The organism is Helicobacter trogontum (assembly GCF_000765905.2).
GTDB classification, from domain to species: domain Bacteria; phylum Campylobacterota; class Campylobacteria; order Campylobacterales; family Helicobacteraceae; genus Helicobacter_A; species Helicobacter_A trogontum.
In genome coordinates, this window is sequence record NZ_JRPL02000005.1 from 34,510 (window position 1) to 47,675 (window position 13,166).

General features: G+C 32.3%; 13 protein-coding genes and 4 tRNA genes. 3 read left to right on the top strand and 14 right to left on the bottom strand.

Features of this window, described 5'->3' with window-relative positions:
- Nucleotides 1-234 precede the first annotated feature (234 nt).
- A complete protein-coding gene (gene pstA, locus LS81_RS03385) occupies nt 235-1,053 on the top strand; it encodes a phosphate ABC transporter permease PstA (RefSeq protein WP_034345269.1) in 819 nt (272 codons plus the stop codon).
- A 2-nt stretch (nt 1,054-1,055) separates the two neighbouring features.
- Nucleotides 1,056-1,814, top strand: coding sequence for a phosphate ABC transporter ATP-binding protein PstB (gene pstB, locus LS81_RS03390; RefSeq protein ID WP_034345271.1), 759 nt, complete (start codon nt 1,056-1,058; stop codon nt 1,812-1,814).
- A gap of 149 nt (nt 1,815-1,963) precedes the next feature.
- Here pstB and LS81_RS03395 read toward each other — a convergent pair whose 3' ends face one another.
- The 14 genes from LS81_RS03395 to LS81_RS03455 form a co-directional block, all read right to left on the bottom strand.
- Nucleotides 1,964-3,691: a proline--tRNA ligase gene (locus LS81_RS03395; RefSeq protein WP_034345273.1), complete on the bottom strand. Its 1,728-nt coding sequence runs from the start codon at nt 3,689-3,691 to the stop codon at nt 1,964-1,966.
- Between the two features lie 421 nt (nt 3,692-4,112).
- Nucleotides 4,113-5,519, bottom strand: coding sequence for a DNA recombination protein RmuC (locus tag LS81_RS03400; RefSeq protein WP_034345275.1), 1,407 nt, complete (start codon nt 5,517-5,519; stop codon nt 4,113-4,115).
- Nucleotides 5,520-5,531: 12 nt separating this feature from the next.
- Nucleotides 5,532-6,824 carry a tRNA pseudouridine(13) synthase TruD gene (truD, locus tag LS81_RS03405; RefSeq protein WP_052096484.1) on the bottom strand — a complete coding sequence of 431 codons (1,293 nt, stop codon included), beginning with the start codon at nt 6,822-6,824 and terminating at the stop codon, nt 5,532-5,534.
- 89 nt (nt 6,825-6,913) lie between these two features.
- Nucleotides 6,914-7,858 (bottom strand): hypothetical protein, encoded by a 945-nt coding sequence (locus LS81_RS03410; protein ID WP_052096485.1) that lies wholly within the window; start codon nt 7,856-7,858, stop codon nt 6,914-6,916.
- 3 nt (nt 7,859-7,861) lie between these two features.
- A complete protein-coding gene (locus LS81_RS03415; protein WP_034345279.1) occupies nt 7,862-8,092 on the bottom strand; it encodes a hypothetical protein in 231 nt (76 codons plus the stop codon).
- 332 nt (nt 8,093-8,424) lie between these two features.
- Nucleotides 8,425-8,853: a hypothetical protein gene (locus LS81_RS03420; protein ID WP_034345282.1), complete on the bottom strand. Its 429-nt coding sequence runs from the start codon at nt 8,851-8,853 to the stop codon at nt 8,425-8,427.
- Between the two features lie 193 nt (nt 8,854-9,046).
- Nucleotides 9,047-9,739 (bottom strand): Bax inhibitor-1/YccA family protein, encoded by a 693-nt coding sequence (locus LS81_RS03425; protein ID WP_034345285.1) that lies wholly within the window; start codon nt 9,737-9,739, stop codon nt 9,047-9,049.
- Between the two features lie 232 nt (nt 9,740-9,971).
- Nucleotides 9,972-10,226, bottom strand: coding sequence for an HP0268 family nuclease (locus tag LS81_RS03430; protein WP_034345287.1), 255 nt, complete (start codon nt 10,224-10,226; stop codon nt 9,972-9,974).
- 192 nt (nt 10,227-10,418) lie between these two features.
- Nucleotides 10,419-10,495 (bottom strand) — tRNA-Arg (locus LS81_RS03435).
- Between the two features lie 5 nt (nt 10,496-10,500).
- Nucleotides 10,501-10,577, bottom strand: a tRNA-Arg gene (locus tag LS81_RS03440).
- A gap of 42 nt (nt 10,578-10,619) precedes the next feature.
- A tRNA-His gene (locus LS81_RS03445) sits at nt 10,620-10,696 on the bottom strand.
- A 30-nt stretch (nt 10,697-10,726) separates the two neighbouring features.
- Nucleotides 10,727-10,804, bottom strand: a tRNA-Pro gene (locus LS81_RS03450).
- Between the two features lie 330 nt (nt 10,805-11,134).
- Nucleotides 11,135-11,260, bottom strand: coding sequence for a hypothetical protein (locus LS81_RS12300; protein ID WP_267892471.1), 126 nt, complete (start codon nt 11,258-11,260; stop codon nt 11,135-11,137).
- Nucleotides 11,261-11,512: 252 nt separating this feature from the next.
- Nucleotides 11,513-12,187, bottom strand: a complete 675-nt coding sequence (locus LS81_RS03455) for a hypothetical protein (protein WP_233715874.1) — start codon at nt 12,185-12,187, stop codon at nt 11,513-11,515.
- Between the two features lie 114 nt (nt 12,188-12,301).
- Between LS81_RS03455 and LS81_RS03460 the strand changes: the two genes are divergently transcribed.
- Nucleotides 12,302-12,514 carry a hypothetical protein gene (locus LS81_RS03460; RefSeq protein ID WP_034345290.1) on the top strand — a complete coding sequence of 71 codons (213 nt, stop codon included), beginning with the start codon at nt 12,302-12,304 and terminating at the stop codon, nt 12,512-12,514.
- Nucleotides 12,515-13,166: the final 652 nt, after the last annotated feature.

The following is a 13,166-nucleotide window of genomic DNA, read 5'->3' on the forward strand; positions in this document are numbered from 1 at the left end:
TATATGATTGCATAAAATTAGCTCTTTCATAACCTAAATATTCACAAAAACAAAATCTGATGTCAAGTATAATAAAACGCATATTTTCAAATCAAGTCAATCAAAGTATGCCTGCTAAACCAAACAGCCTACAGCAGTAACATAATTTACAAATATTTTACAATTTAGATTTGCGATTTTACATACATTTCATACACTTTCAAATGAAATTTCTAGATTTTATAAAGGATACGAATGAAAAAAGATGGACTTTCTAGTCTATTGTTTTGGTGTATGAGGCTTTCAATATATAGCACACTTGCAATATTTTGTATTTTAATTGGTTTTATATTTATGAAAGGTGTGATTCATCTTACACCTAGCCTCTTTGAATGGGAATACAATAGCGAAAATGTCTCTATGATGCCAGCTATTATAAATACTATCAATATGATACTTTTTTCTCTTGCTATTGCTATGCCTCTTGGAATCTTTGGAGCAATTTTTCTCACAGAATACAGTAGCAGCAAAAATAAACTTATTGTTATAATAACAACTGCAGCTGAAACCCTTGTTGGTATTCCATCAATCGTATATGGGCTTTTTGGCTTTCTTGCATTTGTTGTGTTTTTTCAGTTAAAGTTTAGCTTTTTAGCAGGTAGTCTTACTATTACCATTATGATTTTACCTGTAATCTTGCGTAGTGCACAAGAGGCGTTAAGATCTGTCCCCTTAATGTATAGAGAAGCAAGCTTGGCTCTTGGGGCAGGCAAACTTAGAACAATTTTTTCTATTATTTTACCTGCTGCTACATCAGGAATCTTAGCAGGTATTATCCTTAGCATTGGAAAGATTGTTGGAGAAAGTGCGGCACTACTCTATACATTTGGTGGATTTGCACAAGTTTCTGGATTATTTGATTCTGGCAGAACACTAAGTATGCACATGTATTTAATCTCAAATGAAGGTCATCATATTAACGAAGCATATAGCACGGCTATGATTCTCATTGTGATTGTATTGATGATCAATCTTTTATCAAATTACATAGCAAAAACTCTTACAAAGGCATAAAAATGGATAAAAAAGTATGTTTTAATATTAAAGATATGAATTTGTATTATAATGATTTTCACGCATTAAAAGATATTAATATGCAGATTCTAAAAGGTAAAGTGACCGCTTTTATTGGACCTAGTGGTTGTGGTAAATCAACCTTTCTTAAAAGCCTTAATCGCATGAATGATTTAGTGGAAGGTTGCAAAATTAAGGGCAAAATTTTATTAGATGAAGTTAATATCTATAAGAAGTATGATGTAAATATATTGCGTAAAAAAGTGGGCATGGTATTTCAAAAGCCAAATCCATTTCCCATGAGCATTTATGATAATATAGTATTTGGTCCAAAAACACATGGAATAAAACATAAAGATCAGCTAGATTCTATTGTAGAAGAATGCCTAAAGGATGTTGGTTTATGGGGTGATCTTAAGGATAGGTTAAAGCAATCTGCCCTAAGCCTTAGTGGTGGGCAGCAACAAAGACTTTGTATTGCAAGAACGTTGGCGGTAAATCCTGAAGTAATCTTGATGGATGAACCTACAAGTGCACTTGATCCCATCTCAACATTAAAGATAGAAGAACTCATCAATAAACTCAAAAAAGAATATACAATTATAATCGTTACACATAATATGCAGCAAGCTATGCGTATAGCTGATAAGACCGCGTTCTTTTTACTTGGTGAAGTGATAGAATTTGATGACACTGAAAAAATATTTTCAAAACCAAAGAACAAAAAGACACAAGATTATATTTCAGGAAGATTTGGATAGGTATTTGTTTTTACATAAATATAGTTATTACTATTAGAGACAATATTAAACAGACTGAAATAATTAGGTTTAACTCCCTAATATCAATGATGCAAAACTATCTTGCCAAGTTATTTGGCCTCATAATTCTTTACATCTTATAAGCATAGCTATAAGATTTCCAACAGAGTTTCTAAAATATCTGTGCTCCCATGTTCTGTCTTTATGAGTCCATCTCGTTTCACTAATTCTAATTTATTGTCAGCAAGTTTCTTACCCACAATCAAAGCATACTCAAAACCTATCAACTCAAAATCAGCAATTTTACTTCCAAATCTCTCGTTTCTATCATCAAGTATAACCTCAACGCCCCTCTCCTGTAATTGCTTATAAAGCGTAGTAGCAAATGTCATCTCATCTTCATTTTTTACATTTGATACAATAATGTCAAGTTTAAAAGGTGCAACAGCTCCCCATACACAACCTTTTTCATCTGCTTTTTGCTCCAAAATGGCTGATAAAAGTCTACTTACACCAAGTCCATAGCATCCCATGGTAAAAGGCTTACTAGAGCCATTAGAATCAAGAAATGTAGCCTGCATAGGTTTTGAATACTTATCTTCTAACTTAAAAATATGTCCTACTTCTATCCCCTTACTATAACGCAGAGTTGCACCACATTTAGCACACAGATCACCCTCTTGCACAGCAACTAAATCATGATAATATATATCATTAAATTCCTCCAACTGCACACCAACGTAATGATACCCATGCTCATTTGCACCACATATCAAATCTTCACCATTCTCCAATTCTTTGTCAAAAACAATAAAACGAGAATTCGTCAAAGCACGTAAATGTATAGGACCGATAGAACCTTGTGGTAGCCCATAGGATTCTAAAAACGGAGTATCTGCATCAATTATATCAAGCACATCAGAATCAATTGCTTGAAGTGCATTTAACGCCTTTGTATCCTCTAGCATATCTTTACCACGCATAAAAAATATAGCAATATCAACACTATCTTTAAAAACTACTTTTTTTACAACAGCTTTCATAAGATAAAATGGATTGACTTTAAAAAATTCACTTAAATCATCAATAGTTTTTACATTTGGTGTTTCAAATTTATGATAGTTACTTGTAGCCTGTGGGGCAACCTCATCACACACCTTTGGCTTACGTACAGCAGCTTCAATATTTGAAGCATAATCACATTGACTACAAGTTACAATTGTATCTTCACCACATTCAGCAAGCACCATAAATTCACGGCTACCACTCCCACCAATTGCACCAGAATCCGCCTCAACGATACGGAAATCAAGCCCTAAACGTTCAAAAATCCTTACATACGTATCACGCATGTTTAAAAACTCTTTGTTTAAAGATTCTAAAGAATCATGAAAGCTATAGGCATCCTTCATGACAAATTCCCTTGCACGCAAAAGTCCAAATCTAGGACGCAATTCATCTCTAAACTTTAAATGGATTTGATAAAGATTAAGCGGTAGCTGCTTGTAGCTCTTAATATATGTCTTTGCGATTTCTGTTACACATTCTTCATGAGTTGGACCAAGCACGAAGCTAGCCCCCTTTTTATCAGTAAAAAGAGCTAATTCGCTATATTTTTCATAGCGTCCACTCTGCTCCCAAAGATTTGTTGGTGTTAAAAAACCCATAGTAATTTCATTCGCACCTGCTTGATTCATCTCTTGTCTGACTATAGTTTTAATTTTTTCCATTACAATTTGTGCTAATGGCAAAAAATTGTAAATACCACTCCCTATTTGATGAATGAAACCAGCTCTAAGTAAATATATGTGACTTTTTAATACTGCATCTTTTGGTGCTTCTTTAAGTGTTGGTGCAAAAAATGTTGAAAAACGCATAATTTCCCTTTTTTATTGATGAAAGTTTAAATCTTTGTGTAATATATTTTACAAAATTTTCTTGATATTGTAATACCAAAAAGCATAAATATCCTTGAGCCTATCAACACTATTATATCCTAACTTATTGAAGATTAGACTCTAAAATGTCTAGGTGCATAAGCAAACAAATTTTAAACTACATTTTATGAAAAAATTTCCCTGCTTTTATCTTCTTTGAAAAAATAAAAACTAGCTCAAAGCTATCTTTTCTCTGCGTGTTATTATATATGATAGCAATTTATTTTATTTTTATCTATAAATTTAGAACTTATGCAAGAAAGAGATGAGGGTTAAACCAAGTCTCTTATCGCCCTCCCCCACCCATGTCAATGTATATAGATTATATTAAGAAAATGATGATTAGGGTAAAAGTTAATAACTATAATGCAATTTGTTCATGCTGTGAAATATTTAGCATATTATCATCTTTTTCTGCTTCTAATCCTTTATTATTGGTTGTGTGCATTTGTGATTTTGTGTCAATTGTAATTTGAGACATATAGGTATCAAGATTTCTAATATAACTACCAAGAGAACCGCGTCCTTTTACCTGTATCTCTGCTTTTTCATATGCATTTTGTGCAGTTTCTAAAGCACGATTTATTTTTTCCATACTTTCTGTAAAACCATCAAATTTTTTAATAAGCTTTACGCATTCCTGTAGAATCTTTGTGATGTTTTTATCCTTTGCCTCATTGCTCCAAATATGATGAATAAGTCTTAAAATTACCATAAGAGTTGTCGGAGCAGCAAGAATAATCCCTTTGTTGTATGAATCTAAAAATAATTGCATATTATGCTGCAAGACCGCACTATATGCACCCTCCAGCGGCATAAACATAATGACAAAATCAAGCTGCCCCCCTTCAATGTAATGCTGATATTGTTTAATCGATAAGCTTTTGATATGATTTTTAACACTCTCAAGATGTGCTTGTAGATATGTTTCTTTTGAATCTTTTGCATTAAAAAACTGCTCATATGCTTTTAAGCTCACTTTAGAATCCACAACTACAAAACGATTATTAGGCAGCTGTATCACAACATCTGGTCGAAGTATTTCTTTTGCCTCATTTTTCACATGCACTTGCGTATAATATTCTCTACCTTTTTGCAATCCACTAGTTTCAAGCAATCGTTCTAAGATCACCTCTCCCCATTGTCCCTGTAGCTTAGAATCCCCACGCATTGCATTTGCAAGATTGTTTGCATCTGCAGAGATTTGCAAACTTGCTTCTCTTAGATGCTTAATTTCTGCGTTCAAAGCGATGTTTCGCTCGTGATTCTCCTTTGTGTGTTGTGCTATCTCGGTTTTGAATCTCATAATTTCATCACAGAGTGGCTTTAAACTATCTGTTTGTTTTTCTTGAAATTGGCGATTTTTCTCTTCTAAAAGTTGCTCACTTATCTCATAAAATCTTTGTGTCATTAGTGCAGAATGTTTTTCTTGATTTGTTTGTAATATCTCTTGCATAAGTTCTTGCTTTTGCGCGTATTGTAGCTGTAGAGTTTTTTCTTGCTCTTGCAAAGCATTTGCTAAATTTAGTGCATACTCTTTTTTAATAAGCTCTAATTGTGTAAGATATTCATTTTTATTTAGCATAAGTGTATGCTGCATATCTTGCATTTTTTCCTCAAAATGTTTATTTGTAAGCAAAGCAGCTTGTTCATTCAATGCTTCTTTTATACGTAAAGCTCTTATTTTTTTTCGGTATAAAAAAAGCACAATGAGTAAACATATAATAATACAGATGTAACAAGCATTGATAATATATAAAGATTCCATATAATCCCTTTTTTAGAATTCACGCACATCGCCATTTTTTATATATGATAAAAAACTTGTCGCATACGCACCGCTTGGTAATGTAAAAGCTATTTCAACCTGTGCTTTTTCTGCATTATACTTAATATTTAAATCCGTGGGATACACCCAAGCATATCGTCTTGTACCATTTGCCATAATTGGATAGGTAAATTTTTGCTCTATTATAAATGCATCTTGTTTTGCCAATCTCACCCTATTTTGATCATTCTTAGATTTGCTAGGTTGCATAGAATCTAAAGTTTGCAATTTTTCTTTTCTACCACATTCTAGCACCTTTTTACAACTCATACCACTTAATAATCCTGTAATACCAATGCTTCCATTTTTTAGCCGCTCAGTATCACTTAGCAAGAGTCTAGCAAGATCCACATCTTGAGAATCATTTGCTTTTTTATCACCAAAATAGAAAAACTTTCCATGTGGATAATGCATACACACATCGCCTATGAGCGGCGTCAATGGTAATGTTTGTGTATGTAAAATCTCAAAAACTTCTCTATTCATGGATATATTATACATATGTGAGAGTGCATACATAGAATCTTTAAGGCTAAAATTTTGCATAATATTGCTTATTTTTAACCGCTCTTCAAGCCACAAGTTAAAACATACGCTTTGCAGACTTGAAATAAGAAGCTGTTGAAGGGAATTCTGTTTGTTTGGTGGTTTTTTAATCTGCAATGCTTGCATGTAATTATCACCAAAATTACCAAACCTCTGATAACCAAAAAAATTAGGGAAGCCATGTTTTTCTGCTAAACTTGCCTCGTCTTTAATTCGTTCAAAATTTTGCGGTGTAACCTTTTTTAAGCGGATAAAAAATTTATTACCTTGTAAATGTCCTGTTTTTATTTTATTATTATGTAAGCAAGATTCTATGATTTTTATTTGCTCTATCTTATGTAGATTATTTTCATTTATAAGAAATGCTTTATCTGGAATTGATATGTATTGATAGGTGAGTGCATTTTTATCTTTCAATCCAGCATAGCCAACATCTCTTTCTTTAATATTTAAAGCCTGTGCGATCATCTTTACGCACTCCAATGTGCCTAGATTCTTTTTTCTAAGCTTTAAGATTCTGTGTTCCCCTGTATTACTAAAAGGATAGAGTGGGACTTCTTCTACAATAAAATCTCTTTCATTGTGTGAAAATACAAATGGAATTTTAGGATAAGCCTTGCCATAGAATCTCTTTTGTGTACTATATTGCTCTAAAAGTGTTAGTAGCTCATCATTATTATCAAGCCCTACATTATCCATGAAACCAATCCTCATAAAATAATTAAGTTACAATTAAAGCATAAAATCGCCAATAGGGCGATGTATCTCGCTTGTATATCACAAAAAACTTAATACACAAATTCATAATCTTTTAATACCTGCCGTGGTGGAAGCAATACTTTTCCAAAATTTAGTGATACCCCAACCATAAAGTTTGATGCGGGTAATTCTATATTATCTGCCTTAAGCATATAATAACGCAAAAGTGGTGCAACACTTAAGCTTCTAAATAACTTTGCATCAATACGCGTCTCAAGCAAGAGCTGATAATCAGGCGATATTTTAGAATCTTCTGCATTAAATATGTATTTTTTATAGTTCATTGTATATGTCCATTTGACATACTTATTTAAACTATATTCAAGTGATATACCTACCTCCAAACCTGTACCATTAAGCCTTGTCATAGGGTTAAGATCATGTTCGCCAAAGAAATCAAAATAAAGATTCTTAACATATCTACCATCAAAAAGCTTTGCTCCTACCATGTAGTTTATGATATGCCTACGCCCTACGCTTGGCGTTGGGTTAAACTCTGTTTGGTAAGAAACCCGCATGTAAGGACCCATCTCAAACACTTCAAAACCCCAGTCAAAATCCCACATCCTTTGTGTATAATCTGTTGAAAATAACATTTTATCAAGGCTTTTGTTGATAACAACACTTTGATCTGTCTGTGTAATTTGCGTAAAACCATATTCTGCATACGCAGTATTAAACACTACAAATCTTGGTGCATAAAAATTACCATTTAAAGTAAAAAAGAACTGCAAACCAAGTTGAGAGCTCCCTTTTAAATTGCTATCAGAAAAGCTTGTGTAAAGACTTTGATTAGTTAGTGAACTCTGCGTAAAATTGAGGGCAATACGATTGAGATCCACCTCCCAACCGACTTTATCCTCACTAATATCTGCCTTTGCCTGAACAAAAGGCAAAAGTGGGACAGCTTGCATACATTGGATAAATATAAAAAATAATAGAATAAGAAACTTGTTTTGCACAAAGCTTTCCATACACTAAGCATTATACTCATTGCATTCTTGTGTTACTACGACATTGTCTATAAATTCCACTCCATCACCATGCTCCAAAATAATATCAGCAATGCCTTGCATGATAATATCTTGTAAAAATTGCTGTTTACACTCTACATCAATTAATACTTCGTGATATGTTTGTGGTATTTGCATATCTAATTCTTGTATAGGATTTATCATGGAGTCTTGTGTATTACTTTTGTGATTCATAGATACCTTTCTGTATTGGCTAGTTTAATTTAGATTTTAAAAATATTCATACAATATAAATATGCCTACTAATAAATGAGTATTATATCATTCTTTTTTATGCATTGGATTGAAGTTAGAAAAATTAAGTACTAAACACTCAAATATTCTTGATTATGTATTTTAAACATAGAACTATTCTGCAAGATACAAGCAAAAGAACTAATCACCTCAAATAGATAAATAGCCTAAATAATAAAAGTATAAATTGCAGTCAAAGAAAACAGAGTGCGACATAGTATCATAAGATTGATTTGACATATACTTCACTTTTTATCTATTATGTTATTATATTAAGGAGTACTATCTATTAGTATTTTGGTGGCAATAACATGCAGATTGTATGCCTCATAACGCAATATCTTAAAGGTTTGACTCTTACCAAATTTTTTACATTCATCAAGCTTTAGGCATTCTTCAAGCACCCTAGCACTTTCACAAATTCTATGAAAGTTTGCGTGTAATATTGCCGCCAAATCCAATCTTTCAACTTCTGTATCAATACTTTCTTTTGCAATATCACGCCCAACATCACGTGCTTGCAGTAGTAAATCTGTATAGTGCAAAATGGCTTTATGTCGCATTTGTTTTAACATATAGGTTATCTCTTTGTTATCATAGATATAACGGAATATATCTTCTACTACTCGAATACCTTCTTGTAGTCTATTAAGATTTGCATCTAGTATGCGTAATATTGTGTGAGTGTTATTTGCATTCATGAAAGCTCTTATAAAAAATAAAATAGTTATTATAAGGTAGATGGGCATAATTGCCCAAGAAAAAGAAGGATCATTTTGAATTAAGTCTTACTTTGTATAGAGATAGTTCTCTAGAATCTAGAGAAACCTTGTCAATTTGCTCTATACAATATGTAACCCCACCCAAACACGAGATTTTTCTAAAATTCTCTAATTAATCTTTGCTAGATAAACCTAGAATTTGCAGCAATGCTGTAAAGATGTTTAACACATCAAGGTAAAGAGCAATAGCCGCCATAATAGGATTGTCATAGCGACCTCTTACGATATTTTGCGTATCATAAGCAATATATAAACTAAAGATAAGTACCACCGCACTTGCAATTACAAACTGGAACATTGGGCTTTTAAAAAAAATATAGTTCAAAAGACCAAACACAAAGATCACAAGCACTGACCAAAATAATGCAGTCCCCATATTTGCCAAATCTTTTTTAGTCTTCAAAGCAAAAATACTCATAATACCAAAGATAATGGTAGTCATAGCAAGTGCTTGAGCAACTATTCCTGAATTTTTTGCCATTACAAATGATAAAAGCGGCACTAAAGCCAAACCACTAATAAAGGAAAATGCAGCAAACACAGCTAGATTAACACCAGGCTTATCTTGCACAAAGCCCAACGCAAAAATAAGTGCAATTTCAAGTATAAAGATCGGCATTCTATACTGTGCAACAAAAAAAGGATCATAAAAGCCAACTAATGCACCTATCGTTGCTAAAAGCAAACTACCGGCAAAAAACTTGTATGTTGTTTTTACAAAATTCACAAGAGCTGTATCGCTATATGAAGCTTGATAATCGACTTCTTGTGTATTTTGGGTATAATTCCTATCATAAATTCCCATAATTTCTCCTTGTAATAAAGAATTTCAAGCATTCTAACCAAAAAATATTAACCAATCAACAAAATACACCCTCCACAAATTCTTAAAATGCAATACAATCAAAGAGTTGTGAAATTGAACTTTGTATCAGGTCATTTCGCCTTTATGGGCTTCTGAATGCCTTTTTAAAGCTATATCATAAATACTGCAGTTCTATGGTAATAAATATTGCAAATCATCTACTATTTATATACTACAAAATATGGACCTCATAGATATAATCCTTTGCATCCATGCTATAACGCAATTCGCGTATAAGCGTATGACGATTTTTCCCCTTAAAAAAACTCTCAAGTTTTTTCAAATCTTTTTCCGCATTTTCTCTATCAAGATAAAAAACTACACCTTTTTTTCCATTCTCTTCTACTTTCTTTGCCATGTCTTCAAACGTGATTGTATCTGCCTTGATATTGGCTTTGAGACTCTCTTTGGCAAGTTTAAGTTCCATGTGTATCCTTTCTAATTTAAAAAATTACTTCGCATTGTATCTTAATTCTTGTCAAGATTGTTAGGAGTTGCAATAAATGTCATTGGAGTTCTTATAATTTATTACGATGATTACATGTTAAACGCACAATAAGTTCTATCTTCTAGAGTTAAATTGCACTATTAATTATAGGAGGAATTTCTATTAAAGAAGTGGTACGCCCAAGAGGATTCGAACCTCTGACCTACGGCTTAGAAGGCCGTTGCTCTATCCAGCTGAGCTATGAGCGCATGCGTGGTACGCCCAAAGGGAGTCGAACCCCTAACCCCCAGATCCGAAGTCTGGTGCTCTATCCAATTGAGCTATGGACGCATAAATTTTTGTTTATATTATGCTTTATGATGATAAAAAACATGGGGTGGATGATGGGGCTCGAACCCACGACCCTCAGAGCCACAACCTGATGCTCTAACCAACTGAGCTACACCCACCATGTATACCTACACAATCATAAGTGAAAATGGTCGGGGCGAAAGGATTCGAACCTTCGACCCCTTGGTCCCAAACCAAGTACTCTAACCAGACTGAGCTACGCCCCGACACAAAATAAAGAAGTCATTATAAGATAATTTTACGATAAAGTCAAGATATTTTGCACAATTTTATATTTAGTGCCAACACCTATGCAAATTTTACATAAAATAGCAGCAATAAAATATGTAAACAATAAATGCTATATTCTCATCTCTTAATTTTTTGTAATAAATTTATAAGCTATTTATTGTTTTCTTATTGCTCTATAGAATGATAAGCTATACTCAATAACTCCTGCTATACAAATAAATCTTTATAATTAATGCAACAAACATGCTTCTACCTCCTCTCCTTTTTTATATTGCAATAAATTGATAAATCAAGGACATAGCCAATTAGATTCCAAGTTTTAGAATCTTTTTAAGAATCTTTAAGGAGCTTATCTGCCATGTCTTATTAATATGAGATACACTTCTATATTCAATAAGTCTCACCTTATACAAGAGACTTTTTACACACATATCTTTGCTATGTAAAAATAATCTAGCAAAATATGTCCCAGTTTGTTTGCAAATTATAGAATCTAGATTTCATCACATTCGCAAAATATTATCTTGGGTGATGGTAGGAATTTATGTTTTGCATTCTATCTGTATAGATGGGGTCAGATAATCAAAATAATTATTAGATTCTAAATCTTCTCCATTGTTATATAACATAATATATAACGTGATTACAAGATTTAGATATATACTCTAAATGTAAAATCTACATCACAAAAGTTTTGGTGGTAATATGCGTAAGCCAAAGCTTACAAAATCAAGTCCACCCTGAAAGGCATTTCCATAAGTGGCATCAAGCTGCAACATGTCTTGAACAAGCCATGTACGTAATCCTACTTGATACATCACTGGATCAAAACGGCTATAATACACTTCACCAATGGCATATAGGCGGGATAATATTTCTGTCTCTAAGCCCATACCAAGAGTATAAATCCCATCCATAAAGCTTTGCAGATTATATCCTACATTAACATGTAGTGCAATTTTAGAATCTAAAAATAAAAAGGTAGCGGGAATATAGGCATACACCTCATTTGCATTATCTGCCCCAAAGAGGTAATTATGAATATTTCCAATTGCAATACCAATGCCCCAATCTTTTTCATCAGCATCAACAAATAGTTTTTTTAGCTGAAATTGCACAGAGTTAGACTGCAATCCTATCATACCGCCAAGTGTAATTTCAGTATTCCATAGTAAATTACAACTTGGCAAACTCCACAACTCGCTATCCCCCTTAGCATGTATCTCAACCCATGTCTCCACCTGACAATGTCCTTTTGCTACCACCCGTGCATCATCTGTGTTAAATGGTCTTGCAGCATACAAACTTATTACATATATACACGATAGCATCAATAAAAATGCAACTTTTTTAAACATATTTAAACCGCTTTTTTGTAATTTTTAAACAGCTTATTATAACAAAAAATAATTTTTGGATAGAATGCAGGTTGCAACAAACATGTTAGTAAATATATTAGCAAAGGAAATATGATGTTTCAATACAAATTAATGTTATTTGGATTCCCAGATTTATGTAGAGATTATGATGATGTGTTACTACATTTAAAGCAAGTACCACCACAAAGAGCAATAACTGAAACACTTGATCAATGTTATCTTATTGATATGCAAACAGGGCAAAAATATGAAATTAGTTATGACAATAAAGGGTTATTTGTAAAAGATTTTAAACCAAGCAAATAGAAACAATATCGCATTTTTACCTCCATTGTCATACAGATCTTAGTGCTACTTTGCAAACTATATGAATTTGCATAACAAATCTATACACAAAAAAGAAAAGTGATATAAGGTTATGGGAATACGGCGGGTTTTACTCAAATGCTTATATTGCACTATATAATCTTCATAGTTAAAAGATAAAATTTATCTAAATTTCTAGCTAGTTCTCTAAGCATAATTGTGAAAAATTAGTTTCAAGGTGTTTCTAAAAATACAATCAATCCTATTCTACATTATACTTTTATTATTTATCTGTTTTATAACTAGAGTAAAAAAATACAATTATCTTGTTAAGGCATGGAGCAATCATTGAAGTAGAGATTATACTATAGTTGTATTTGTAGGAATTTTGATAAATTTAAATTTGAAAATATCATTAATATATAGACATGGATAATCCAAAAAAATGATGTACAATTATATTTTGTAGGTTTATACTCAGCATATCTACATTCATATTATGATATTAGAAATAATATATTCTAGAAAAAAAATTATAGTATAACTTCATATAGTGAAGTATTTTTAACCTTTTTATCAATATTTGCGTATCTTTATAATTTATTATGTTAGTAAATAACATTAACTTTAAAACATTAATTTACTCTATAAT

Excerpts from the sequence above, each read along its gene's own strand:
- pstB (WP_034345271.1), top strand. The coding sequence starts at position 1,056 with ATGGATAAAAAAGTATGTTTTAATATTAAAGATATGAATTTGTATTAT.
- LS81_RS03400 (WP_034345275.1), bottom strand. The coding sequence starts at position 5,519 with ATGGAATCTTTATATATTATCAATGCTTGTTACATCTGTATTATTATA.
- LS81_RS03415 (WP_034345279.1), bottom strand. The coding sequence starts at position 8,092 with ATGAATCACAAAAGTAATACACAAGACTCCATGATAAATCCTATACAA.
- LS81_RS03425 (WP_034345285.1), bottom strand. The coding sequence starts at position 9,739 with ATGGGAATTTATGATAGGAATTATACCCAAAATACACAAGAAGTCGAT.
- LS81_RS03455 (WP_233715874.1), bottom strand. The coding sequence starts at position 12,187 with ATGTTTAAAAAAGTTGCATTTTTATTGATGCTATCGTGTATATATGTA.
- LS81_RS03410 (WP_052096485.1), bottom strand. The coding sequence starts at position 7,858 with ATGGAAAGCTTTGTGCAAAACAAGTTTCTTATTCTATTATTTTTTATA.
- truD (WP_052096484.1), bottom strand. The coding sequence starts at position 6,824 with ATGGATAATGTAGGGCTTGATAATAATGATGAGCTACTAACACTTTTA.
- LS81_RS03460 (WP_034345290.1), top strand. The coding sequence starts at position 12,302 with ATGTTTCAATACAAATTAATGTTATTTGGATTCCCAGATTTATGTAGA.
- LS81_RS03420 (WP_034345282.1), bottom strand. The coding sequence starts at position 8,853 with ATGAATGCAAATAACACTCACACAATATTACGCATACTAGATGCAAAT.
- pstA (WP_034345269.1), top strand. The coding sequence starts at position 235 with ATGAAAAAAGATGGACTTTCTAGTCTATTGTTTTGGTGTATGAGGCTT.
- LS81_RS03395 (WP_034345273.1), bottom strand. The coding sequence starts at position 3,691 with ATGCGTTTTTCAACATTTTTTGCACCAACACTTAAAGAAGCACCAAAA.
- LS81_RS12300 (WP_267892471.1), bottom strand. The coding sequence starts at position 11,260 with ATGTGTGTAAAAAGTCTCTTGTATAAGGTGAGACTTATTGAATATAGA.
- LS81_RS03430 (WP_034345287.1), bottom strand. The coding sequence starts at position 10,226 with ATGGAACTTAAACTTGCCAAAGAGAGTCTCAAAGCCAATATCAAGGCA.